Annotated in this window: 22 protein-coding genes and 1 tRNA gene; 8 read left to right on the forward strand and 15 right to left on the reverse strand. The window is 75.4% G+C overall.

What is annotated here, in order from left to right; genetic code table 11:
* Nucleotides 1-10: 10 nt before the first annotated feature.
* The 8 genes from ACFWN3_RS04980 to ACFWN3_RS05015 all read right to left on the reverse strand — a co-directional run bounded on the left by ACFWN3_RS04980 (nucleotide 11) and on the right by ACFWN3_RS05015 (nucleotide 9,270).
* The gene (locus tag ACFWN3_RS04980; protein ID WP_377644014.1) at nucleotides 11-1,177 is read right to left on the reverse strand and encodes an acyl-CoA dehydrogenase family protein; all 1,167 of its coding nucleotides are present in this window, start codon (nucleotides 1,175-1,177) and stop codon (nucleotides 11-13) included.
* A gap of 56 nt (nucleotides 1,178-1,233) precedes the next feature.
* Nucleotides 1,234-2,931, reverse strand: a complete 1,698-nt coding sequence (locus ACFWN3_RS04985) for a hypothetical protein (protein WP_377644016.1) — start codon at nucleotides 2,929-2,931, stop codon at nucleotides 1,234-1,236.
* Nucleotides 2,932-3,065: 134 nt separating this feature from the next.
* Nucleotides 3,066-4,247, reverse strand: coding sequence for a DegT/DnrJ/EryC1/StrS family aminotransferase (locus ACFWN3_RS04990; protein ID WP_377644018.1), 1,182 nt, complete (start codon nucleotides 4,245-4,247; stop codon nucleotides 3,066-3,068).
* On the reverse strand, nucleotides 4,244-5,308 hold the full coding sequence (locus tag ACFWN3_RS04995; protein WP_377644020.1) for an SDR family NAD(P)-dependent oxidoreductase: 1,065 nt from the start codon (nucleotides 5,306-5,308) through the stop codon (nucleotides 4,244-4,246). Before ACFWN3_RS04995 ends, ACFWN3_RS04990 begins: the two co-directional genes overlap by 4 nt.
* The gene (locus tag ACFWN3_RS05000) at nucleotides 5,305-6,405 is read right to left on the reverse strand and encodes a sugar phosphate nucleotidyltransferase (protein ID WP_377644022.1); all 1,101 of its coding nucleotides are present in this window, start codon (nucleotides 6,403-6,405) and stop codon (nucleotides 5,305-5,307) included. Before ACFWN3_RS05000 ends, ACFWN3_RS04995 begins: the two co-directional genes overlap by 4 nt.
* Nucleotides 6,402-7,562: a UDP-N-acetylglucosamine 2-epimerase gene (gene neuC / locus ACFWN3_RS05005; RefSeq protein WP_377644024.1), complete on the reverse strand. Its 1,161-nt coding sequence runs from the start codon at nucleotides 7,560-7,562 to the stop codon at nucleotides 6,402-6,404. The genes ACFWN3_RS05000 and neuC overlap by 4 nt, the downstream gene beginning before the upstream one ends.
* Nucleotides 7,559-8,593, reverse strand: coding sequence for an N-acetylneuraminate synthase family protein (locus ACFWN3_RS05010; protein WP_377644026.1), 1,035 nt, complete (start codon nucleotides 8,591-8,593; stop codon nucleotides 7,559-7,561). The genes neuC and ACFWN3_RS05010 overlap by 4 nt, the downstream gene beginning before the upstream one ends.
* An 11-nt stretch (nucleotides 8,594-8,604) precedes the next feature.
* The gene (locus ACFWN3_RS05015; RefSeq protein ID WP_377644028.1) at nucleotides 8,605-9,270 is read right to left on the reverse strand and encodes a NeuD/PglB/VioB family sugar acetyltransferase; all 666 of its coding nucleotides are present in this window, start codon (nucleotides 9,268-9,270) and stop codon (nucleotides 8,605-8,607) included.
* Between the two features lie 61 nt (nucleotides 9,271-9,331).
* On the opposite strand from ACFWN3_RS05015, the gene ACFWN3_RS05020 reads away from it, so the two are divergent.
* From ACFWN3_RS05020 to ACFWN3_RS05040, 5 genes are read left to right on the forward strand one after another with little or no spacing between them, the layout of a single operon-like run.
* Nucleotides 9,332-10,027 carry a hypothetical protein gene (locus tag ACFWN3_RS05020; RefSeq protein WP_377644030.1) on the forward strand — a complete coding sequence of 232 codons (696 nt, stop codon included), beginning with the start codon at nucleotides 9,332-9,334 and terminating at the stop codon, nucleotides 10,025-10,027.
* Between the two features lie 11 nt (nucleotides 10,028-10,038).
* Nucleotides 10,039-10,572 (forward strand): hypothetical protein, encoded by a 534-nt coding sequence (locus ACFWN3_RS05025; RefSeq protein ID WP_377644032.1) that lies wholly within the window; start codon nucleotides 10,039-10,041, stop codon nucleotides 10,570-10,572.
* Nucleotides 10,572-11,564, forward strand: a complete 993-nt coding sequence (locus ACFWN3_RS05030) for a Gfo/Idh/MocA family protein (RefSeq protein WP_377644033.1) — start codon at nucleotides 10,572-10,574, stop codon at nucleotides 11,562-11,564. The genes ACFWN3_RS05025 and ACFWN3_RS05030 overlap by 1 nt, the downstream gene beginning before the upstream one ends.
* On the forward strand, nucleotides 11,561-12,325 hold the full coding sequence (locus tag ACFWN3_RS05035) for a cytidylyltransferase domain-containing protein (RefSeq protein ID WP_377644035.1): 765 nt from the start codon (nucleotides 11,561-11,563) through the stop codon (nucleotides 12,323-12,325). Before ACFWN3_RS05030 ends, ACFWN3_RS05035 begins: the two co-directional genes overlap by 4 nt.
* Nucleotides 12,322-13,089, forward strand: coding sequence for an SDR family oxidoreductase (locus tag ACFWN3_RS05040; protein ID WP_377644036.1), 768 nt, complete (start codon nucleotides 12,322-12,324; stop codon nucleotides 13,087-13,089). The genes ACFWN3_RS05035 and ACFWN3_RS05040 overlap by 4 nt, the downstream gene beginning before the upstream one ends.
* 25 nt (nucleotides 13,090-13,114) lie before the next feature.
* Here the strand turns inward: ACFWN3_RS05040 and selD are convergent, their stop codons facing one another.
* Nucleotides 13,115-14,092: a selenide, water dikinase SelD gene (gene selD / locus ACFWN3_RS05045; RefSeq protein WP_377644038.1), complete on the reverse strand. Its 978-nt coding sequence runs from the start codon at nucleotides 14,090-14,092 to the stop codon at nucleotides 13,115-13,117.
* A 40-nt stretch (nucleotides 14,093-14,132) separates the two neighbouring features.
* Here selD and ACFWN3_RS05050 point away from each other — a divergent pair.
* From ACFWN3_RS05050 to selB, 3 genes are all read left to right on the forward strand, one after another.
* Nucleotides 14,133-14,227 (forward strand) — tRNA-Sec (locus ACFWN3_RS05050).
* A gap of 17 nt (nucleotides 14,228-14,244) precedes the next feature.
* On the forward strand, nucleotides 14,245-15,567 hold the full coding sequence (gene selA / locus ACFWN3_RS05055; RefSeq protein ID WP_377644040.1) for an L-seryl-tRNA(Sec) selenium transferase: 1,323 nt from the start codon (nucleotides 14,245-14,247) through the stop codon (nucleotides 15,565-15,567).
* Nucleotide 15,568: 1 nt separating this feature from the next.
* On the forward strand, nucleotides 15,569-17,044 hold the full coding sequence (gene selB / locus ACFWN3_RS05060; RefSeq protein ID WP_377644041.1) for a selenocysteine-specific translation elongation factor: 1,476 nt from the start codon (nucleotides 15,569-15,571) through the stop codon (nucleotides 17,042-17,044).
* On the opposite strand, the gene ACFWN3_RS05065 is transcribed toward selB, so the two are convergent.
* The 6 genes from ACFWN3_RS05065 to ACFWN3_RS05090 form a co-directional block, all read right to left on the reverse strand.
* Nucleotides 17,034-18,455 carry an LGFP repeat-containing protein gene (locus ACFWN3_RS05065; RefSeq protein WP_377644043.1) on the reverse strand — a complete coding sequence of 474 codons (1,422 nt, stop codon included), beginning with the start codon at nucleotides 18,453-18,455 and terminating at the stop codon, nucleotides 17,034-17,036. The two genes, selB and ACFWN3_RS05065, sit on opposite strands and share 11 nt — an antisense overlap.
* Nucleotides 18,452-19,003: a hypothetical protein gene (locus tag ACFWN3_RS05070; RefSeq protein ID WP_377644045.1), complete on the reverse strand. Its 552-nt coding sequence runs from the start codon at nucleotides 19,001-19,003 to the stop codon at nucleotides 18,452-18,454. The genes ACFWN3_RS05065 and ACFWN3_RS05070 overlap by 4 nt, the downstream gene beginning before the upstream one ends.
* Nucleotides 19,000-19,605 carry a hypothetical protein gene (locus tag ACFWN3_RS05075; protein WP_377644047.1) on the reverse strand — a complete coding sequence of 202 codons (606 nt, stop codon included), beginning with the start codon at nucleotides 19,603-19,605 and terminating at the stop codon, nucleotides 19,000-19,002. Before ACFWN3_RS05075 ends, ACFWN3_RS05070 begins: the two co-directional genes overlap by 4 nt.
* An 86-nt stretch (nucleotides 19,606-19,691) precedes the next feature.
* On the reverse strand, nucleotides 19,692-20,507 hold the full coding sequence (locus ACFWN3_RS05080) for a hypothetical protein (protein ID WP_377644049.1): 816 nt from the start codon (nucleotides 20,505-20,507) through the stop codon (nucleotides 19,692-19,694).
* A 1-nt stretch (nucleotide 20,508) separates the two neighbouring features.
* Entirely contained in the window at nucleotides 20,509-21,054 is a 546-nt protein-coding gene (locus ACFWN3_RS05085; protein WP_377644051.1) for a MauE/DoxX family redox-associated membrane protein, read from the reverse strand.
* 5 nt (nucleotides 21,055-21,059) lie between these two features.
* The gene (locus ACFWN3_RS05090; protein WP_377644053.1) at nucleotides 21,060-22,121 is read right to left on the reverse strand and encodes an LLM class F420-dependent oxidoreductase; all 1,062 of its coding nucleotides are present in this window, start codon (nucleotides 22,119-22,121) and stop codon (nucleotides 21,060-21,062) included.
* Nucleotides 22,122-22,149: the final 28 nt, after the last annotated feature.

Raw genomic sequence — 22,149 nt, forward strand, 5'->3', positions numbered from 1 at the left:
CGGCGGCGGATCAGCCCTTGAGGAGCTGGCGCGCCATGACGATGCGCTGGACCTGGTTGGTGCCCTCGTAGATCTGGGTGATCTTCGCGTCGCGCATCATCCGCTCGAGCGGGAAGTCGCGCGTGTAGCCCGCGCCGCCGAGCAGCTGGACGGCGTCGGTCGTCACCTTCATCGCGACGTCGGAGGCGAAGCACTTCGCGGCGGCGCCGAAGAACGGGAGGTCGGCGTCGCCGCGCTCGGACTTCGCGGCGGCGACGTAGACCATCTGGCGCGCGGCCTCGAGCTCCATCGCCATGTCGGCGAGCATGAACTGCACGCCCTGGAAGTCGGCGACCCGCCTGCCGAACTGCTGGCGCTCCTTGACGTAGGCGACCGCCTGGTCGAGGGCCCCCTGCGCGATGCCGACCGCCTGCGCGCCGATGGTGACGCGGGTGTGGTCGAGGGTCGCCAGGGCGATCTTCAGGCCGGCCCCGACCTCGCCGACGACCCGGTCGCCGGGGAGTCGGACCTTGTCGAAGTGCAGCTCGCGCGTGGGCGAGCCCTTGATCCCGAGCTTGCGCTCCTTCTCACCGAAGGTGAACCCCTCGTCGGACCTCTCCACGACGAAGGCGGTGATGTTGTTGCCGCGGGCCCCCTCGGGGTCGGTGACCGCCAGCACCGTGTAGTACTCGGAGACACCGGCATTGGTGATCCACGACTTCTGCCCCGACAGCACCCAGCCGTCGCCGTCGCGCACCGCGCGGCACGTCATCGCCGCGGTGTCGGAGCCGGCCTCGCGCTCGGAGAGCCCGTACGAGAACGTCGACTCCCCCGCGGCGAGGGGCGTGAGGTAACGGGCCTTGACCTCGTCGCTGCCGGCGAGGACGAGCGGCATCGACCCGAGCTTGTTGACGGCCGGGATGAGCGAGGACGACGCGCAGACCCGCGCGACCTCCTCGATGACGATGCAGACCGCGAGGGCGTCGGCACCGACCCCGCCGTACTCCTCACCGACGTGCGGGGCGAAGAAGTCGCTCGCGACGAGGGCGTCGTGGGCCTCCTGCGGGTACCGCGCCTCCTCGTCGACGGCCGCGGCGTGCGGGGCGATCTTGTACTCGGCGACCGCCCGGACGGCCTCGCGGATCGCCTCGTGGTCCTCGGAGAGCCGGTAGGTGTCGAAGTCGGGGTTGCCACTCATGCCGACCATGTTACTGAGCGGTATGAGCGGCGGTCACGGGTGTGACGATCCCGACGTCAGCGGCGGACGGTGCGCACGTCCTCGGGCAGGCCGTCGTGGCTCCACGACGCCGCCGGAGGGCGGACCCCACGCGCCGCCGGGTCGGCGTCCTGCCCGCCGTTGACGTGGTCGTAGCCGTAGAACGACCCGACGGCGTCGACGACGAGGTCGGTGCGGGCGTCGGCGTAGATGTCGGTGGAGTTGTTCGTCCCCGCCGGCAGGTAGGCCGAGGCGGAGCGGACCTGGCCCTTCTCGACGTTGAGGACGCTGGCCACCGGGCGCGAGGCCATGTCGTGCGGCCACACCGACAGGTACGTGCGCGCCGAGGGGAGGATCCCCGTCATCGTCGTGACGACCGTGGTCGGCGAGGGCGTGGCCCCCGACAGGTCGAGGGTGCGCGTCCCGTGGGCGGGGATCGCGCCGCGCAGGCCCAGCCCGGCTCGCGAGTCGGCGATCCGGGTGAGGGTGGGGAGGGCCTCGAAGCGAAGCCCGGACTCCTGGTCGGACAGCATGACGCCGACGACGTCGACGACGAGGTGCACCGAGCCGGACGAGACGGTGTCGAGGCGGAAGGAGGTGCCGCCGCCCACGGGGTGGCCGGCCGTCACGACGGCCATGTTCGGCGCGACGACGCCGGGCTGGTAGTTGAGGGTGGACGCCCTGGGCCGCGATCCGGCGCCGGACCACGCCGTCACGACCCCGGGGCGGGTCGCGCCCACGGCCGTGACGTTGAGGACCCAGCTGCGCACGACGGCGTTGTCCTCGGGGGTGCCCCAGTCGACGTGGAACTCGATGTGGTCGCCGCCGCGGAGGACGCCGCCCTCGCGGCGGCTGTCGAACAGCCGCTCCACCTCGCCGAACTGGTGGAGCATCGTGCCGACGCCCTCGGCGTCACGGACCGAGTCGTCGGCGGCGTACCAGCCGACGACGTCGACGACGGCGTGGGCGGGCCCGCCGTAGGTGTGGAGCCGGATCGCGCCGTCGGCCCCGACGGGGACGGTCGCCATCGAGGCCCCGGTCCAGCCCTTCGGGAAGTTGACGGTCGAGGCGTTCGGCCGGGGCTTCCCGCTGGGGTAGGCGGTGAAGTAGCCCTTCCACGCCGTGTCGACCGCGGTGAGGTTGACGACGACGGCCGAGACCCCGCTCGTCGGGACGCCCGCGCGGCCGCCGACCTTGACCGTCGTCGTCGAGCCGGCGGCGAGGGGCTTCCTCGTGCCCGACGTCCTCGTGTCGAGGAGGCGGGTGGGCACGGTCTCGTAGTACGTGCCCTCGGCGTCCTCGGTCCCGTAGCCGGCCAGCGGCACCGTGCCGATCGTCTCGCCGGCGGGGTCGCGCACGAGGAGGGTGCCCTCGCGGGACTCGAGGTCCCAGGGCCGGAACGACAGGGTCACCGAGCAGGTACCTCCCGGTGCCACCTGCGTGCCGGAGCAGTCGTCGTCGGTCACCGAGAACTCCCCGTTCGTCCCCGGCGTCGCGTCCGGGGTCTGGGTGAACGTCGGCCCGAAGGACACCGGCGCGCCCGCTCCCCCGTTGACGCCGATCTCGACGACCCGGGTCACCGGGTGGCCGAAGGCGGTGCTGCCGAAGTCGACCGACGCCGGCAGGTCGAGGACCGGGTCGGCGCCGGCGGCGACGGGCGCCGCCAGGGACAGGGCCAGACCGAGGGCGAGCGCCGCCGGGAGGGTTCGGGCGGACGCGGTCCGGACAGCGGGCACGGAAGGGCTCCTCGGCATCGGTGGTGGGCGCCGACCCCCGGCGCCCGGAGGAGCATAGGCACATCGGCGCGCGCCCGGGGTGTCTCGGGCACCGGTCTGCGAGAACTGGCAGCCGACCGCCCTCGCAGGGGGCGTCAGGCCCAGAACGACCGGAGCGCGGCGACGACGCGCTCCTGGTCCGCCTCGGTCAGGTCGGTGGCGCACGGCAGCGAGACGCCCCGGCGGAAGAGGTCGCCGGCGACGTCCTCGCCGCCGACGACGCGGGCTCCGGCGTAGGGCGGCTGGTCGTGCAGCGGCCGCCAGAGGGCACGCGCCCCCACCCCGTGCGCCGCCAGGTGGGCCAGCAGGCCGTCGCGGCCACGCGGGTCGTCCTCGGGGACGAGGAGGGAGTACAGCCAGTACGTGGCGTCGAACCCCTCGACGCGCGGCGGGAGGACGACGCCGGTGCCGGCGAGCACCTCGTCGTAGCGGGTCGCGATGGCGCGCTTGCGCTCGACGAACCCGTCGAGCCGCTCGAGCTGGGCGAGCCCGAGGGCGGCCGCGACGTTGGTGAGGCGGTAGTTGTAGCCGACCTCGTCGTGGAGGTAGCCCACGTCGGGGACCTTGGCCTGGGTCGTGAGGTGGCGCGCGCGGGCGGCGAGGTCGGCGTCGTCGGTGACGACCATCCCGCCACCACCGGTCGTCGCGATCTTGTTGCCGTTGAACGAGAACGCCCCGACCCGGCCGACGGCACCGGTCTGGCGCCCGGCCAGCGGACCGGACGACCATCCGGCTCCCAGCGACTCGGCGGCGTCCTCGACCACGGGGACCCCGTGCCGGCCACAGGCCTCGATGACGGCGGCGAGGTCGGCCGGCTGGCCGAGGACGTGCACGACCTCGACGGCCGCGGGATGCGGCTCGCCGGCCGCGGCGCGACGGTCGAGCTCGGCCGCCACGAGGGCAGGGTCGAGGTTCCACGTCGCGCGCTCGGAGTCGACGAGGACCGGCCGGGCGCCCGTGTACGCGATGGGGTTGACCGAGCCGACGAAGGTGAAGTCCGAGCAGAGCACCTCGTCCTGCGGACGGACACCGAGGAGGAGGAAGGCGACGTGGAGGGCGGCGGTCCCGGTGGAGCAGGCGACGGCGTACCTCGCGCCGACCCGGCGGGCGAAGGCGTCCTCGAACTCCTCGACGAACGGCCCGACCGACGAGACGAAGCCCGACTCGACGGCGCGCAGCACGTAGTCACGCTCCAGCGCACCGATGTTCGGCACCGCCAGAGGGATCGTCCCCTCCGGCCCGCGGGCTCCCGGGGCGTGGGCCTCGCGCGCGCTCACCGGTGGTAGCGCCCGGCCGTCGTGGCGTCGACCCGCGGCCGCAGCCACGCGGCGGTCGCGGCCAGGCCGTCCTCGAGGGAGACGGTGGGCTGCCAGCCGAGCTCGGCCGCCGCCCGGCTCGGGTCGGACAGGAGGACCTGGACCTCCGAGCCGGCGGGACGGATCCGCGCCTCGTCGGTGACGATCCGGGCCGACGACCCGGTGACGGTGCGGCACAGCTCGACGACGTCGGCCACCGACACGGTGCGCCCGGTCCCGAGCTGGATCGTCGCCCCGGGCTCGGTGTCGGCGACGGCGGCCCGGACGAACCCCTCGGCCGTGTCGGTGACGAAGGTGAAGTCGCGCTTCGGGGTGAGGTCGCCCAGGCGCAGCTCGTCGGCGCCGGCGAGCAGCTGGGAGAGCACGGTCGGGATGACGGCGCGCGCCGACTGTCGCGGGCCGAAGGTGTTGAACGGCCGCAGGGTCGTGACCGGCGTCCCGAAGGACAGGGCGTACGACTCGCACATCTTGTCGGCGCCGATCTTCGAGGCCGAGTACGGCGACTGGCCGCGCAGCGGGTGCTCCTCGGTGATCGGCACGTGCTCGGGCGTGCCGTAGACCTCGGAGGTGGAGGTGTTGACCATCCGGGGCGTGCCGTGGCGGCGCACGCCCTCGAGGACGTTGAGGGTGCCGATGACGTTGGTCTCGACGTACGACCGGGGGGCCACGTAGGAGAACGGGATCGCGATGAGGGCGGCGAGGTGGAGGACGACGTCGACGCCCTCGACGGTCGACGCGACGTGCTCGGGGTCGCGGATGTCGCCGAGGACCACCTCGGCGCGTCCGTCGGCGAGCGCCTGTGCGAACTCCGGGGACTCGTCGAGCCAGCCGAGGCTGCCGTTGCTCGTGTAGAGGCAGAATGCCCGGACCCGTCCGCCCGCGGCGAGCACGCGCTCGACGACGTGGCTGCCGATGAACCCGTCGGACCCCGTGACGAGGACGGTGCGGCCGTCGAGGGACACCGCGCCCCCGGTCACGGCCCGCTCGGCTCCACTCACGACGTCGTCCATGGGGTCGCTCACACCTGTCCCTTCGCGCGGGCGAGGTCGACCGGGGTGCCGACGTCGATCCAGTCCTCGCTGATCGGCCACGCCGCGACGGTGAGGTCGCGGGCGAGGCACTGCTCGACCAGCCACGGCATGGTACTCGGGGCGCCCTCGGGCAGGAGGTCGATGGCGTGCGGCTCGACGGCGTAGACGGCGGCGTTGATCTCGAGCGCGATCGTCGGCTTCTCGGCGATGCCCCCGACGTGCCCGTCCTCGCCGCGCTCGACGACGCCGAAGGGCACCTCGTGCTGGTAGGAGCGCACCCCCATCGTCACGGCCGCGCCGGTGGCGGCGTGGTGCTCGAGCAGCGCACGGGCGTCGTAGTCGACCATGAGGTCGCCGTTCATGACGACGACGGGGTGGCGCAGGTCGGGCCGCACGTCGCGCAGCAGGCGCAGCGAGCCCGCGGTCCCCAGCGGGAGGTCGGGCTCCTCGCGCAGGTAGGTGATCCGGCAGCCGAGCCGCGAGCCGTCGCCGAGGTGCTCCTCGATCCGGTCGGCGAGGTGCTGGACGCTGACGTAGACCTCGCGGACGCCGTCGCCGACGAGGCCGAGGACGATCCAGTCGATGATCGGGCGCCCACCGACGGTCATCAGGGGCTTGGGGACGTCCTGGGTGAGCCGCCCGAGGCGGGTGCCGTAGCCCCCGGCCATGACGACGGCGACGTTGGGCAGCGTCTCGGCGCCGACGACGTCGGACAGCGTGTGCAGCCGCACGATGCGGTCGTCGGCGTCGACCTCGGGGACTGCGGAGATCCGCAGGGCGCGCATGAGGTCGAGGACGTGAGCCCGGCCGGAGCCCTCGCGGACCAGGTGGGGCGCGGTGCTCGCGTGCCGGAGTGCGGCGTCCTCGAGGCTCGCCCCGGCGAGGAGCGCGCGGCGCAGGTCGCCGTCGGTGACGACGCCGACGACCCGGCGGTCGTCGTCGACGAGGACGCACAGCGACGACGCGTGCCGGTCGATGACGACCATGACGTCGCGCAGGGTCGCGCCGTCCGGGGCACAGGCCTGGTCGACCTCGGGGGCGACGTCGACCTCGACCTCCTCGCGGGGGTCGGGCTCGGGACCGCTCACGGCACCTCCCTGACGTCGACGAACGGCTTGGTCCGCGAGGCCGCCGGCGCCGCGCGGACGACGTCGACGACGCGCTCGCTCGCGTGGCCGTCACCGTACGGGTTGACGACCGAGGCCGACGTGCGACGGTGGGGTTCGGACAGCGCGAGGTCGAGGGCGGCGGCGACGGCCTCCTCGCCCTCGACGCACTGGACCACGTTCGGACCGCGCAGGCGGCCGCGCTGGCGGTCGCCGACGTCGACGACCGCGACGCCGAGGCTCGCGGCCTCGATGACGCCCGACGACGAGTTGCCGACGACGACGTCGGCCCCGGCGAGGACGACCGGGTAGTCGCGGCCGAGGTTCTCGCGGACCACGACCCGGGGGTCGGCGGCGGCCTCGGCGATGGCGGCGAGGACCTCGTCGCGCCCCGCGTCCATCCCCGGGTGGGTGACGACGACGGTGCCGCACCGGGAGGTCGCGGCGCGCAGCACGCCGGCGGCCCACGCGCGCACGTGGGCCCCCTCGACGGCGGTCGGCGGGTGGTAGGTGACGAGGGCCAGGGGGCGGGCGACCTCGCGGCCGAGGACCGCGGCGAGCGCCTCGGGGGCGGGGCGGGCGAGTCCGGTGAGCCGGTCGAGACCGGGGGCCCCGGTGACGTGGATGCGCTCCGCCGGCTCCCCGAGGTGGCGGACCCGGTCGGCGGCGTCGACGGAGGCGACGCAGTGCTGGTCGGCGAGCTTGGTCACCGCGTGGCGGACCCGCTCGTCGACCGCGCCCTCGGTGACCTCGCCGCCGTGGAGGTGGACGACGCGGATCCCCGCGAGGACCGCCTGCGGGACGACGTGGAGCAGCTCCCACCGGTCGCCGAGGACGACGAGGACGTCGGGGCGCGCGTCGAGGAGGTACGCCCCGGCGCCCTCCGCGAGGACGGGGCCGTGGCGCACGACCGCCGCGTCGTCGAGGGACCCCACGACGGGCTCGGCGAGCGGGACGACGCGCCACCCGTCGGACCGCTCGGGGAGGGCGGCGGTCAGCGCCTCGGCGGTCCAGGCGACCCCGGTGACGACGGTGAGGTCGAGGTCGGGGGCCTCGGCGAGGGCGGTGAGCACCGGGCCGAGCGGGCCGAGGTCGGCGCGGGTCCCGACGAAGACCGCGACCCGCGTGCGGCCGCTCACGAGCCGTCCCCGAGGGCGTCGGGCGGCAGCGGGGCTCCCGCCGCGACGGCGGTGCGCACGGTCCGCCCGACGACGACCTCGGAGGGGGTGGCGCCTCCCTCGGGACGCAGGAGGACGACGTCGGCGTCGGAGACCCGCTCCCCCGGAGCCAGGTCACGGGTGGCGTGCCAGCTCCGCCGGACGAGGTGGGCGTTCTCCTCCTCGGCGGGGACGCGGCGCTTCCTCCCGTCGCCGAGGGCCACGGCCAGCGCTCGGCACTCGGCGACGTAGTGCGCGAGCTCGGCGGGCTCGAGGGAGGCGGCGTGGTCGGGGCCGGGGCGGGCGCGGTCGGTCGTCACATGCTTCTCGAGGACCGACGCCCCGAGGGCGACCGCGCCGAGGGCGCTCGTCACGCCCGTCGTGTGGTCGGACCAGCCGACGGGGACGCCGTGGGCGGCCACCATCGCCGGGATGGCCCGCAGGTTGCACTGCTCGAGCGGGGCGGGATAGGCCGAGACGCAGTGGAAGAGGACGGTGCCCGGCGCCTGCGCGCACGCCTCGACGGCCGCGGCGACCTCGGCAGCGTCGCCCATCCCGGTGGAGACGAGGAGCGGGACCCCGAGCGAGGCGAGTGCCCGCAGGAACGGGGTGTTCGTCAGCTCACCCGACGAGACCTTGAGCGCCGGGACGCCGAGGTCGACGAGCAGCTCGGCGCTGCCGAGGTCGAAGGGCGTGCTGAGGAAGGTCAGCCCCCGCTCGGTGGCGTGGTCGCGCAGCTCGGCCCACACCGTGCGCGGCAGGGTGAGGGCGTCGAGGAGGGAGCGCTGCCCCTGCGCGGCGCCACTGGCGCGCTGGTACGGGGTCGCGTCGGCGGCGGCGGAGACCAGCTGCGAGGGGTCGAAGGTCTGGAACTTCACGACGTCGGAGCCGGACTCGACGGCGACGTCGACGAGGCGGTGGGCGAGGTCGGGGTCGCCGTCGTGGTTGACGCCCCCCTCGGCGATGACGACGACGTCGCCCTCGCGCGGGACGACGAGGTCACCGATCGCCACGGGCGCGACGCTCACGGGGTGTCCCCGGCGTCCCGGGCGCGGTTGACGGCGCGGGCGGGCACGCCGGCGACGACCGACCCGTCGGCGACGTCGGCGGCGACGACCGCACCCGCCCCGACGGTGGACCCCGACCCGACCCGGACCCCCGGGAGGACGGTGGCCCCCGAGCCGACGAGGCTGCCGGCACCGACGACGGCGCCGCCGAGGACGACGGCCCGCGGCGCGACGTGGCTGCCGTCGCCGACGACGGCGTCGTGCTCGACGACGGCGCCGGTGTTGACCACGACCCCTCGCCCGAGGCGGGCCCCCGGTCCGACGTGGGCGTGCTCGAGGACGACGGTGCCGTCACCGACGAGGGCGGACCCCGCGACGGTGGCGGTCGAGGCGAGGAGCGGCGGCATCGGCAGGCCCGCGGCGTCGGCCCAGGCGAGCAGCCGCGCCCGGGAGGCCTCCTCGCCGATCCCCAGGCCGAGGGAGGAGCCCGTCTCGCGCACCCGGGCGGCGAGGTCGTCGTCGCTCTCGAGCACCGGCACGTCCCAGGCCGCACCCCGGACCTCGCCGCTCACCGCGAGCACCCGGCCACCGGCCCGGACGACGACGTCGTGGAGCACGCGTGCGTGGCCACCGGCACCGACGAGGGCCCATGACGTGACGTCCGACCGGCGCCCCTCTGACATGCGCACACCGTACCGTCGGCGCTCCGCGGCCCGCGTCGCCCACCGTGCCATGATGTGCCCCGTGCTCAGGGCCGAACTCGAGGCGACGCGTGACGCCCAGTGGGACCACATCCGTGAGTACCTGCTCGCGTACGCGGCCCGCCGCCCCGTCCGGACCATCGCGGTCGTCGGCAACGCCCCGCTGGCACCCGACGCGGGCCGGGCGGCGACCATCGACGCCGCCGACCTCGTCATCCGCGCCAACGCCTTCGTCCTCGACGGGCCCGGCGAGGAGCCGACCTCGGGCACCGCCTGCCACGCCGTCCTCTTCTCGCGCGCGACGACGATGACGCCCTCGAGCCTGCGCGGCTACCGCGACCGGGCCTACCTCGTGCCGCAGCAGGGATGGGTGCAGTACCGGACGGGCGACCACATCGGGCTGCTGCTCCACGCGGGGTTCTGGCCCGACGACCTCGGCGCGATGCCGCTGCCCAACGGCGCCGTCAAGGCCCGGGTCGTCCACGCCCTCGACCCGACCGCGCGCCCGGGGTCGGTCATCCCGACCACGGGGCTGACCGCCCTGTTCCTCGCGCACGAGATGTTCCCCGACGCCGACCTCGTCGGTACCGGCTTCTCCTTCCTCGAGGACGAGAGGCAGACGTCGTGGGCCCACCACTCCGGCGGCCACACCAAGGTCAACTGGCAGCACCACCTCGACCTCGAGGCAGCCCTCCTGCGGTCGTGGATCGCGGACGGCAGCCTTCGGATCCTGTCCTGAGGAGGACCCCCGTGCCCGACACCACCGACACCACCGACACCCCCACCGCCGGAGCCCCCACGTCGGTCCGGCGGCGGATCGCCGACGCCCGCGCCACCGTCGTCGGCACCAAGGGCCTGCGCACGCGCGTCGCGAAGCACACCGACGTTCTCGCCCGGCTCAAGTCCCGCCTCGACGCGGCGGAGCGGACCGCGGCCGACCAGGCGACCCGGGTCAAGGACCTCGAGGCCAGGGTCAAGGAGCTCGACCGGGCCGCGGTCATGGAGGCGGCCGAGCGCGAGCGCCGCGACGCCCAGCTCGGCACCCTCGAGGTCCGCCTCGCCGACCTCGAGGAGTGCCTCTCGCCCACCGTCCGGGGCGGCGACGTGGCCCCGCCCGACGGGGAGGAGCTCGCGCAGGCGCGCAGCCTCGTCGAGGACGTGCGTACCGAGCACGCCCGCGTCCGCGCCCGGATGCAGGTCGTCAGCGCCTACGAGGAGCGGCTGCGGCGCGTCGAGGAGTCGGTGGCCGAGCTGTTCGAGGGCGACCCGCGGCACCTCGTCTGATGCCCGGTCTCGTCGTCGTCCGCGGGCTGGGGTCGATCGGTCGCCGCCACGCGCGGGTGCTCCGCTCGATGGGCCACGACGTCCGCGGCTGGCCGGTCCGCCCACGGGACGGCGAGCACGACGACGACGACCTCCCCCTGCTCCGCGACGACGAGGCCTTCGAGGCGATGTCGGGCGCCGACCTCGTCGTCGTCGCCACCGACACCGCGCGGCACGTCGACGACGCCCTCGCCGCCCTCACCGCCGGGGCCCGGCGCGTCCTCGTCGAGAAGCCGGTGGCCCCGACCGCCGCCGATGCCGAGCGCCTCCTCGCGCACCCCCTCGCCGCCGAGCGGGTGACGGTCGCGGCCCCCCTGCGCGCCCACCGCGGCTTCGACCGGTTCCGGACGGCGGTGGCCGCGCTGCCCGTCCCCCGCCACGCCGCGGTCGTCGCCCAGTCGTGGCTGCCCTCGTGGCGGCCCGGGCGCGACTACCGCGACACCTACGCGGCCCGGGCCGACGAGGGCGGGGCGCTGCGTGACCTCGTCCACGAGGTCGACTACGCCGCCGTGGCGTTCGGCGAGCCGCGGCACGTGTCGGCCGTCCTCGACCTGCACGGCCCGCTCGAGATGGAGGCCGAGCAGGGCGCCACCCTCCTCTGGGAGACGGACTCGGGGTCGGTGACCGTGCGGGTCGACTACGTCACCCGGCCCTCGCGGCGCGGGGCCGTCGTCACGTCCTCGGGCGGCAGCGTCGCGTGGGACCCCCTGACCGCGACCGTGTCGGTGGTCACCGCCGACGGCGAGGAGACGACGACGAGCACCCCCGAGGACCTCGACCGCGACGCCGTGATGCAGCGCCAGGCCGGGGCCGCGCTCGCGGTCGCGCCGACCGCGCCCCTGGCCGAGCGGCTCGCGGCCGGCGCCCCCGCGTCCCTCGACGAGGGCGTCCTCGCGGTGCGACTGTGTGACGACGCCCGCTCGTCGAGCCCGGAGAGGTCGCCGCGCCCATGACCGCCAGCCCACCGACCCGACCGTCGGACCCCCGCGTCCTCGCCGTCGTCCCGGCGCGCGGCGGGTCGCGGGGGCTGCCCGACAAGAACGTGCGCCTGCTGAGCGGGCTCCCCCTCGTGGTCCACGCGATCCGCGCCGCCGCCGGGGTGGCCGCCATCAGCCGCACCGTGGTGACGACCGACTCGACGCGGATCGCGGACGTCGCGCGCGAGCACGGGGGCGACGTGCCCTTCCTCCGGCCCGCCGGGCTCGCCGCCGACGACACCCCGATGGCGCCGGTCATCGCCCACGCCCTCGCGACCGTCGAGGAGATGGAGGGGTCGAGCTACGACGCGGTCGTCCTCCTGGACCCGACGAGCCCCGCGCGCGAGCCGCAGCAGGTCACGGCCGCCCTCGAGATGCTCTGGGCCGACCCGGCCCTCGACGGCGTCGTCAGCGTCTCGGAGCCGACGTTCCAGCCCGAGTGGGTCGGCGTGCGGCACGAGGGCGCCGCCCTCGCCCGGTACTTCCCGGCCAGCGCCGGTGTGACCCGCCGCCAGGACACCGAGCGCTACCTGCGGATCAACGGCAACTTCTACGTGTGGCGTGCGGCCTCGGCGCGGGCGCTGAGCCGCTCGTGGTTCGACGAGGGCCGGTACGGCGGGCTGGAGATCCCCGAGGCGCAGGCCTTCTCCATCGACGACGAGGACGAGTTCCGGCTCATCCAGGCGCTGGTCGACGCCGGGGTCGTCCGGCTCCCGTGGACCGAGGAGGACCGATGATCGACGAGCTCACCGGCAGGACGGCAGTGGTGACCGGGGGCGCCGGCCCGCTGGGCCGCGTGCTGACGCAGGCCCTGGCCGACGCCGGGGCGCGCGTGCTCGTCGTCGACCGCGAGGGCGCGACCGAGCACGCCGCCCGCCTCGGCACCGGTCACGTGGGGGTCACGGTCGACCTCACCCGCCCCGATGCCCCGGCGGAGGTCGAGGCGGCCGTCGCCGACCTCGGGGCCTGCGACGTCCTCGTCCACAACGCGGCCTTCACCGGCACCTCCGGGGTCCCCGGGTACGCGGTCCCGTTCGAGGAGCAGACCGACGAGGCCTTCGCCGCCGCCACCTGGCTCAACCTCACCGTGCCCTTCTCGCTCACCCGACGCCTCGCTCCTCTGCTGCGCGAGGGGGGCCACGGCAGCGTCGTCATGGTGTCGTCGATCTACGGGCTCGTCGGGCCGAACATGGCCCTGTACGAGGGGACGACGATGGGCAACCCGGCGGCGTACGGCGCGACCAAGGGCGGGCTGGTCCAGCTGACCCGCTACCTCTCGACCGTGCTGGCCCCCGACGTGCGGGTCAACGGGTTCGCCCCCGGAGGGATCGAGCGGGGGCAGGACCCGGCGTTCGTCGACCGCTACAGCCGGCTGACCCCGCTGGGCCGGATGGCGACCGAGGAGGACTTCGCGGGCGTCGTCACCTGGCTCGCCGGCGACGCCTCGGCCTACGTCACCGGCCAGACCGTGGCCGTCGACGGCGGGTGGACCGCCTGGTGAGCGCGGCCGCGCCCGCCCGCTGACCTCAGCCGACCGCGATGCGGGCCGGCCCCGCCACGGTCTCGCCGATGACGACGCCTCCGGGCACCTCGCCGACGACGAGCAGCCCCCCGCTCGTCTGGGCGTCGGCCAGGAGGAGCAGGTCGTCCTCGTCGACCGACCCGGCGACGTCGAGGTCGGGGCGGACCCACTCGAGGTTGCGCCGGCTGCCCCCGCTGACGAAGCCGTCGCGCACGGCCTCGCGGGCGCCCTCGAGGAGGGGGACGGCGGCGGCGTCGAGACGGGCGCCGAGGCCCGACGAGCGCACCATCGTCAGCAGGTGGCCGAGCAGGCCGAACCCGGTGACGTCGGTGGCGGCCCGGTGCCCGGCGGCCAGGGCGGCCCGCGACGCCGGGCCGTTGAGGCTCGTCATCGCCGCCACGGCCTCGGGGAAGACCTCGCCCGTGCGCTTGTGGCGCGTGTTGAGCACGCCCACACCGAGCGGCTTGGTGAGGCTGAGCGGCAGGCCGGGGGCGGCGGCGTCCTTGCGCAGCAGCCGGTCGGGGTGGGCGAGGCCGGTGACGGCCATCCCGTAGAGCGGTTCCGCGGCGTCGACCGTGTGGCCACCGGCGACGGCGCAGCCGGCCCGGCGCGCGATGTCGGCGCCACCGCGCAGGACGTCGGCGAGGAGGTCGAGGGCCAGCTCGTCACGCGGCCAGCCGACGAGGTTGACGGCGAGGAGCGGCTCGCCCCCCATCGCCCAGACGTCGGAGAGGGCGTTGGCCGCCGCGATCCGGCCCCAGTCGTAGGGGTCGTCGACGACCGGGGTGAAGAAGTCGACGGTGCTGACGACGGCCCGCCCGCCGTCGAGCCGGACGACGGCGGCGTCGTCGCCGGTCTCGGCGCCGACGAGGAGGTCGGGGTGGCCGGGGAGGTCGACCCCGGCGAGGAGCGCCTCGAGGTCGGACGCGGGCAGCTTGCAGGCGCACCCGCCGCCGCGGGCGTACTGCGTCATCCGGACCATGCCGTGACCTCTCGCTCGTGGCTCCGCTAGCCTCGCCGTCGGAGGCGTCCGGGGCCTGGTGGTCCCCCCGGTCTTCAACACCGGTGAAGCCGAGCACCTCGGCTTGGCGGGTTCGATTCCCGTCCGCCTCCGCCAGCCTACGAGGAGGTCCGGTGACGCAGGAACCGCGGTCCGCGGACCCGCGCCGGTCGGTGCCGCGCACCGACACCCTCCTCGCCGACCCGCGGGTGGCCGAGGCCGTGGGGCGCCTGGGCGCCGGGGTCGTGCGGCCGCTCGTCACCGCCGCCCAGGACCGCGTGCGCACGGGCGCCCTGGCTCCGGGGGGCGTCGTCGACGCGGTGCTCGACGGCCTCCCCGACCGCGCCACGACCCTGCGCCCCGTCCTCAACGCGACCGGCGTCGTCCTCCACACCAACCTCGGCCGGGCGGCGCTGTCGACCTCCGCGGTCGAGGCGATGACGACCGCGGCCGGCACCGTCGACGTCGAGCTCGACCTCGCGTCCGGGCGACGCGGGACGCGGGCCCCCGGCGTGCTCGCGGCCCTGCTCGCCCGCGTGCCCGACGCCGAGGCGGCCCTCGTCGTCAACAACGGCGCCGCGGCGCTCGTCCTCGCGACCACGGCGCTCGCGGCGGGCGGCGAGGTCGTCGTGAGCCGTGGGGAGATGGTCGAGATCGGCGACGGGTTCCGCCTCCACGAGCTCGTCGGGTCCGCGGGGGTGAGGGTGCGCGAGGTCGGGACGACGAACCGCACCTACCTGCGCGACTACGCCGACGCCGTGGGGCCCTCGACCGGGGCGATCCTCTCGGTGCACCCCAGCAACTTCACCGTCGAGGGCTTCACCAGCCGCGTCGGGCTGCGCGAGCTCGCGGGCCTCGGCGTGCCCGTGGTCCACGACATCGGGAGCGGGCTCCTCGCGCCGCACCCCCTCCTGCCGGACGAGCCCGACGCGGCGACGTCCCTGCGCGAGGGCGCCGCCGTCGTCACCTGCAGCGGCGACAAGCTCCTCGGCGGGCCCCAGGCCGGCCTGGTCCTCGGGCGTGCCGACGTCGTCGAACGGCTGCGACGCCACCCCCTCGCCCGTGCCCTGCGCCCGGGGAAGACCACGCTCGCGGCCCTCGAGGCCACCCTGCGCGGTCCGGTCGCCCCGGCCGTCACGGCCCTGACGGCCGACGCGGCGTCGTTGCGGCGGCGCTGCGAGCAGGTCGCACGCGCGCTGGCGGCCGCGGGCGTCCCGTGCGAGGTCGTCGAGGCCGAGGGTCGGGTCGGCGGCGGCTCGGCCCCCGGACACGTCCTGCCCGGCTGGGCCGTCGCGCTGCCCGAGGACGTCGCCCACCGCCTGCGCGCCGGCGAGCCGGCCGTGCTCGCCCGGGTCCACGAGGGACGGGCCCTGCTCGACCCCCGGGCCCTCTCCCCCGCCGACGACGCCGTGCTCGTCGCGGCCGTGCTCGCCGCGGTGGCCGGTCCCCGGGCCTGACGTGGCCGTCGTCGCGACCGCGGGTCACGTCGACCACGGCAAGTCGGCCCTCGTGCGCGCCCTCACCGGCACCGACCCCGACCGGCTGCCCGAGGAGCGCCGGCGCGGCATGACGATCGAACTCGGGCACGCGTGGGTCGACCTCGACGGCACGCGGGTGGCGCTCGTCGACGTCCCCGGCCACGACCGGCTCGTCGGGACGACGATCGCCGGCATCGGTCCGGCCGCCGGGGTGCTGCTCGTCGTCGCGGCCGACGAGGGGTGGTCGGCGCAGACCGAGGAGCACGTCGCCGCGGTCCGGGCCCTCGGGCTGCGGGCCGTGGGCGTCGTCGTGACGAAGGCCGACCTCGCCGACGGCGCCCCGGTCCTCGTGGACGCCGTCGCCCGGCTCGGTGCGCACGGCATCGCCCCCCTCGCGACGGCCCTCGCGTCGGCGCGCACGGGGGCCGGCCTCGACGACGCGCGCGACGTCCTGCGCGCCCTCGCTGCGGCCGCCGTGGCGCCCGATCCCGCTGCGGCCGTGCGGTTCTGGGTCGACCGGTCGTTCACCGTCACGGGGTCGGGCACCGTCGTGACGGGGACGCTGCCGGCCGGGACGGTGCGGGCCGGGGACGACCTCGAGGTCGGCGGTCGGCGGGTGCGCGTCCGCGGCCTCCAGGTCCACGGCGGGCCGGTCGAGCAGGCGTCCGGGCCGACCAGGCTCGCGGTGAACCTGCGCGCCGTCCCCACGTCCGCCGTCCCCCGGGGGAGCCACCTCGCGACGCCGGGAGCCGTGCACGCCGTCCAGGTCGTCGACGTCCTCCTCCACCGGCTCGTCGAGCGGCTGCCCGAGAACGCCGTCCTCCATGTCGGCACGACGACGGCCCCGGTGCGCGTCCGCCCCCTCGGCGACGCCCACGCCCGGCTGACCCTCGGTGCCGGCCAGGACCTGCCGCTCCTCGAGGGCGACCGTGTCCTCCTGCGCGACCCCGGGGCCCACGAGGTCCTCGCGGGGGCCGACGTCCTCGCGACCGACCCACCGCCGTTCACCCGTCGAGGGGCGGCGAGCCGACGGGCCGGGGAGCTGGCCTCGGGGGTCACGAGTCCGGTGGCCGACCGGTCGCCCGGACCCGGCGCGTCGCCGCCCGAGCCGGCGACCGGCGCCCTCGGCCCGATCCTCGCGTGGCTGGCCGACCACCCGTTCGGCGCCGCCCCGGCCGAGCTGCTCGCCGACCCCGACGTCACCCCGGCCGCCCTCGCGACCGCCGAGCGCGACGGACGGCTGCTGCGCACGGGAGGCGCGGTCCTCGCCGGTGACGCGGTCGAGCGGGCCGTGCCGGTGCTCGCCGCGCTGCCGGACGGGTTCGGGCCCGGTGACGCCGCGCGCGCCCTCGGGACCTCACGCCGTGCCGCGGTCGCGCTGCTCGAGCGGCTCGACGCCCTCGGCGCGACCCGCAGGTCGCCCGACGGGACGCGCCGCGTGCGGCCTAGGCCGTGATCGTCCCGCCCTCGAAGGTGCCCGTGAGGGTGCCGTTGCCGTTCGCGACGACGTGGGCCGTCGGGTGGCCGTACCGGCCGTCGACGCCGCCCTCGGACTCCCATCGGCTGAGGACGTCGCCCCACACCCCGAAGCCGCGCTTGCCGTCGAGGCCCCAGATGCCGCCCCGCTCGAAGCGCTGGACGTACCCGCGGGTGACGACCTGGCGGTCGGCGGTCGGGTAGCCGAGGACGCCGCCCTCGCGCCCGAGCTCAAGGTAGGCGCTCCACGCGTAGTTGTGGACGGTGCACTGCGGGGTCGAGGGGCCGTAGATGATGCAGCCCTTCTGGAACCGCTGGATCCAGGCGCGCCCGCCGAGGCCCTCGAGCCGGGCGACGGGGTAGCGCAGGATGCCGTTCTCGCGGCCGTTGGCGACCCACGCCGTCCAGCGCCCGCCGTGGACGAAGGTCGTGCTCGTCGAGCCGCTGTCGACGATCGCGCCGCTCTGGAACGGCTGGAGCCAGCCGCCGTCGCGCAGGCCCCGCTGGATCTGGCCCTGCGGGAAGCCGAGGACGTCGGGGCCCCCGTAGGACGCGTAGCGGTCGAGGACGAAGGTCGACATCGCGGCGGCGCCGGTGGCGCTGGTCCACCAGATGCGGCCGCCCTGGTAGTTCACGTACTTCGCCCGGCCGTCGATGGTGTTCTTGATCGGCCCGGTCGACGCCTTGAGGAAGGAGCGGTGCCCGCCCATCTGGGTGTAGAGCTGCTCCATCGGGCCCCACTGCGGCAGGTACGGAGAGCTGTGCTCGGCCGTGGAGTCGCTGCGGAACGAGGTGGTCGAGCACTTCTCCCACGTGTACGGGGCGGCGCAGGAGACGACCCGGCAGTGGACCCCGCCGCTGCAGCTGACCTGGGTGTTGCACTGCCCGTAGCGGAAGGCGTTGCAGCAGACCTTGCGCTGGTCGCACGTGGCCGTCGAGCCCTTGCCGCACGAGCAGTTCCAGCACCGGGAGTCGCACAGGTGGTCCGAGCAGCCCGAGCTGCACCTCGTGCACTTGGCGTTGCAGTCGACGATGTAGCGGTAGCCGCCGCCGCACCACGAGGAGTCGGCCGCCTTCCACCACCCCGCGGTGAAGGAGCCGGGCGGGCACCCGTTGACGCCCTTGTTGATCGTCGCGCAGAAGACCGTCCACCCGCTCGAGGTGGTGTTGCCCGGGCCGCAGATCGTCGCGTACGCCGACTGCGGACGCAGGGCGTAGGCCTTCGGGTCGGTGACGAGCGCCGACCCGGCGACCGCGGCCCCGACGAGGACGCCGCGACGGCCGAGCCGCTGCCGGCCCCGGGACAGTCGCTCGACGAGGCGCACGAGGCCGGTGGGCCGGTCGAGCACCTCGTCGAGGGCGGACGACGACGACACGGTGGAGACACTCACACGAAGACCCCTCGACGATGCATGACCGCGGCCGGCTCGACGCCCATCGAGCGGACCACCTGGGCCGCACGGGGCACGGTGGCCATCCGTCGGCTGTGCGCGCCGACGACCGTGAACAGGCAGAACGCCCGGTCGCCGACGGAGAAGAAGTGCTGGCTGGCGCTGCGGCCCGGGATGGCGCGGAACATCTTGTTCGGCGAGAACTGCGAGGGCGCCAGGCGCGGCCAACCCTGGCGGGAGAACAGCCCCTCGCCGGCGACGTCCGAGCCGTACTCGAGGAGGGCGACGAAGACGTCGTCGGACCCGAGGACCTCGAGGGCCCCCGCCCCGAAGTCGCCGACCCCGGCGGGCAGCGCCCGGCTGCACACGTGGACGACGGGCAGGGTGCGCTCGACGAGGCCGTTTGGGGCACCGGGGACCTCGGGGGCGATCCCGCGCGCGCCGGGGGCGGTGCCGGGTGCCGGGACGCCGTCGAGGGAACGGCGGACGATGCTCGCGGTCCACCCCGAGGGGACGTCGACGGAGATGCCGAAGTCGGCCTTCCTCATGACACACCTCTCACTGCCGCCCAGACGAGGGCCAGGGAACCCGTCGCCAGCCCAACCCTAACCACGGTCTCGGCGACGCGCGCCCGGAGCTCCACCCCGCGGAGTGTCGCCCAGAGCTTCTCGCGGGTGTCGACGCCGGCGATGAGGACGAGCGGCAGGGCCCGGACCAGCCCGAAGACGACACCCATGAGGGCGCCGGCCCACGGGGTCCCGGAGAGGACGAGGAGCACGACGAGGGCGTAGGTCGCCGAGCTCGTGATGATGGTGACGAGGCCGAACCCGAGCTGGGCCCCGTAGCCGAGGCCGACGACCCACCCCCGGTACCTCCCGATCCACGCGACGTCGACCTGGCGGCGCCACGAGGGCAGCGAGAGCCCACCGACCCGCAGGTCGAGGGCCAGCCCGACGAGGAGCAGCAGCGCCGCGAGCCCGAAGGCCGCCGGCGACCAGCGCCACCGCTCGGGCACGAGAGCACCCAGCGAGGACGCGAGGAGCCCGAGGACCAGGCCCCCGACCACCGAGGAGACGACGTACGCGGAGGTGGTCAGCCACCACCGGGAGGCGCGGGCCCGCTCACCGAACGGGCTGATGCTCGAGAGCATCGACTCGCCTCAAGGGGACCAGGTGGCGCGGACGGCGGCGAGCACCGCCATCGGCAGCCCGACCGCGAGGACGGCGGCCAGGGCGGTCACGCCCGGGGCTCCTCGGCCTCGTCCGGGTCGGGCGGGACGTGGAGGCTGGCGTGCCCGGGCGTGATGCCGGCCGCGAGGAGCTCGGCGTCGATCCGGTTGAGGTCGTCACGCCCCCCGTGGCCGTGGTCGCCCACGGTCCCGGGGCCGGTGCGTCCGGCCTGCTCGCGGGCGTGCGCGCTCTCGTCGACGGCCTGCTCGAGGAGGTCGCGCACCTGCGGCCACGACGTCGCCGACCCCTCGCCGGTGACGATGCCGTCCTCGACGAGGACGAAGTACGGGGAGCCCGGGATGTCGTAGTCGGCCCAGGCCGCGTTCGACGCCACGACCCGCACGCCGGGCTTCGCGAGCTTGGCGAGGGTGGCCGGGGACTCGTCGGGGCGGCCCTTGACGACGACGACGAGACCGGCGTCGGCGGGGGTCCGCGTGTCGGGGCCGAACTCCTCCCAGTACGTCAGGCACACGCTGCACCCGGAGGTGAGGAACGCGAGGAGCGTGGGGGCCGAGCCCGGCGCGGTGACCCGGACCGCCTGGTGGCGTCCGCGGAGGTCCTCGCCGACGACGTCGAACGCGGTGCTCGACGACTGCCGGGTGGCGGGGACGACGCCGGGCTCGATCGTCACCGGGACGGCGCCCGGAGGGCCGGACGTCGCCGCGCCGCCGTGCCCGGCGTCGGCGGCCTCCTTCTCGAGCTCGAGGCCGGCCCCGAGCTCGTGGAGGGCCCGGAGGATGAGGGCGTGGCTGCGCAGCAGCCCGAGGACGAGCACGGCGAGCAGCGCGATGGCGACGCCCTCGGCGACGACGACCCAGACCACGTCAGCCCCTCGTCCCGCTGCGGACGGCGCGCGGGTCGACCGACGGCAGCACCGCCATGACCTGCCACGCGAGGAAGCCGACGAGCGCCACGAGCGCGACGACGCCGCCGGCGGACGCCGGGGTCAGCGACCCCCAGGGGTCACCGGGGGGTGCCGCGGCGACGGCGAGCCCGACGAGGGCCGCGGCTGCGGTGAGCAGCGCGTGGGCGCGGGTGGGCGGGGTGTCGGCCTTGCCGAAGCAGCCACAGCTCGACAGGACGCCACCGCGGCCCAGGGCGACGACGACGAAGGCGGTGAACCCGGCGTAGAGGACGCCCAGCAGCGCCGCCGTGGCCCGGCCCGGCAGGGTGAGCGCCACGAGGCCGACGACGACCTCGGCGAGCGCGAAGGCACGCACGGCGGTGCGCCCCACCGGCATCCCCACCGAGCGGACGGCGCGGTGGAGGTCTCCCGGGTCGAGGACCTTGGGCGCACCGGCGACGACGAGGAGCACCGCCGCGGCCGCGTAGGGCACGACGAGGAAGGACCACACGGTCGAGGAGCCCATCCGGCCTACCGCCCGGTGAGGAGGTGCCAGAGGTGGCCGTGCTCCTCGCGGTCGACGAGCTCGGGCAGGACCGCTCGCTCGAAGAGCTCGACGCCCGAGAGGTCGTAGGCCTGCTCGATGAAGTACGTGATCGCGTACGTCATGCCGCGCGCCTCGAGATCGCGCAACCGCTCGATGATCTGCTCCGGGGTCCCGACGAGCGGCCCCGTCTCGTAGGAGTGGACCGTGTCGTCGACGACGTCCGAGGGCAGGCCGGCCCGGGTGAGGTGGTCGCGGATCCAGCCGATCCGGTCGCGGACCTCTCGCTCGTCGCGACCGATGACGACGTCGTAGTTGGCGCTGCGGACGATCTCACCGAAGTCGCGGCCGACGTCCTTGCAGTGCTGCTCGAGGATGGCGCTCTTGGCGCTGAAGACCTCCGGGACCGGCCCGAAGTTCGTGTAGTCGGCGTACTCGGCCGCGATGCGCAGCGTCTTCCTCTCGCCGCCGCCGGCGACCCACAGCGGGATGCCGTTGTGCTTGCTCCCGGGCTGGGTCGTGCCCTGCAACGGCTGCGGGAAGCACATCGCGCCGTCGACCTGGTAGTGCTCGCCGTCGAGGCGGCCACGGCCGGTGGTCCACATCTGGCGCATGATCTCGACGCCCTCGCGCAGGCGGCCCAGGCGCTCCCCCGCCGAGGGGAAGCCGTAGCCGTAGGCCTTCCACTCGTGCTCGTACCAGCCGGCGCCGATGCCCATCTCGAGGCGACCCTCGGAGACGACGTCGACGGTGGCGGCGACCTTCGCGAGGTACGTGGGCTCGCGGTAGGACATGCAGGTGCACATCTGGCCGAGCCGGATCCGCCCGGTGACCCCGGCGAACGCGGCCATGAGCGTCCACGCCTCGTGGACCGCCTCCTCGGTGGGCCGCGGGACGGGGTGGAAGTGGTCGTAGACCCAGATCGACGTCCAGTCGTGGTTGCCGTCGACCCGCCGCGCGAGGCCGGCCATGACCCCCCAGTGCTGGCCCGGGTCGATGCCGACGAGGTCGTGCTTCCAGCCCTGCGGGATGAACAGTCCGAACTTCATGCGCGGTGGGTCCTCTCGTCGGCGGTCG

It is taken from the genome of Oryzobacter terrae (genome assembly GCF_042756445.1).
GTDB classification, from domain to species: Bacteria; Actinomycetota; Actinomycetes; order Actinomycetales; family Dermatophilaceae; genus Oryzobacter; species Oryzobacter terrae.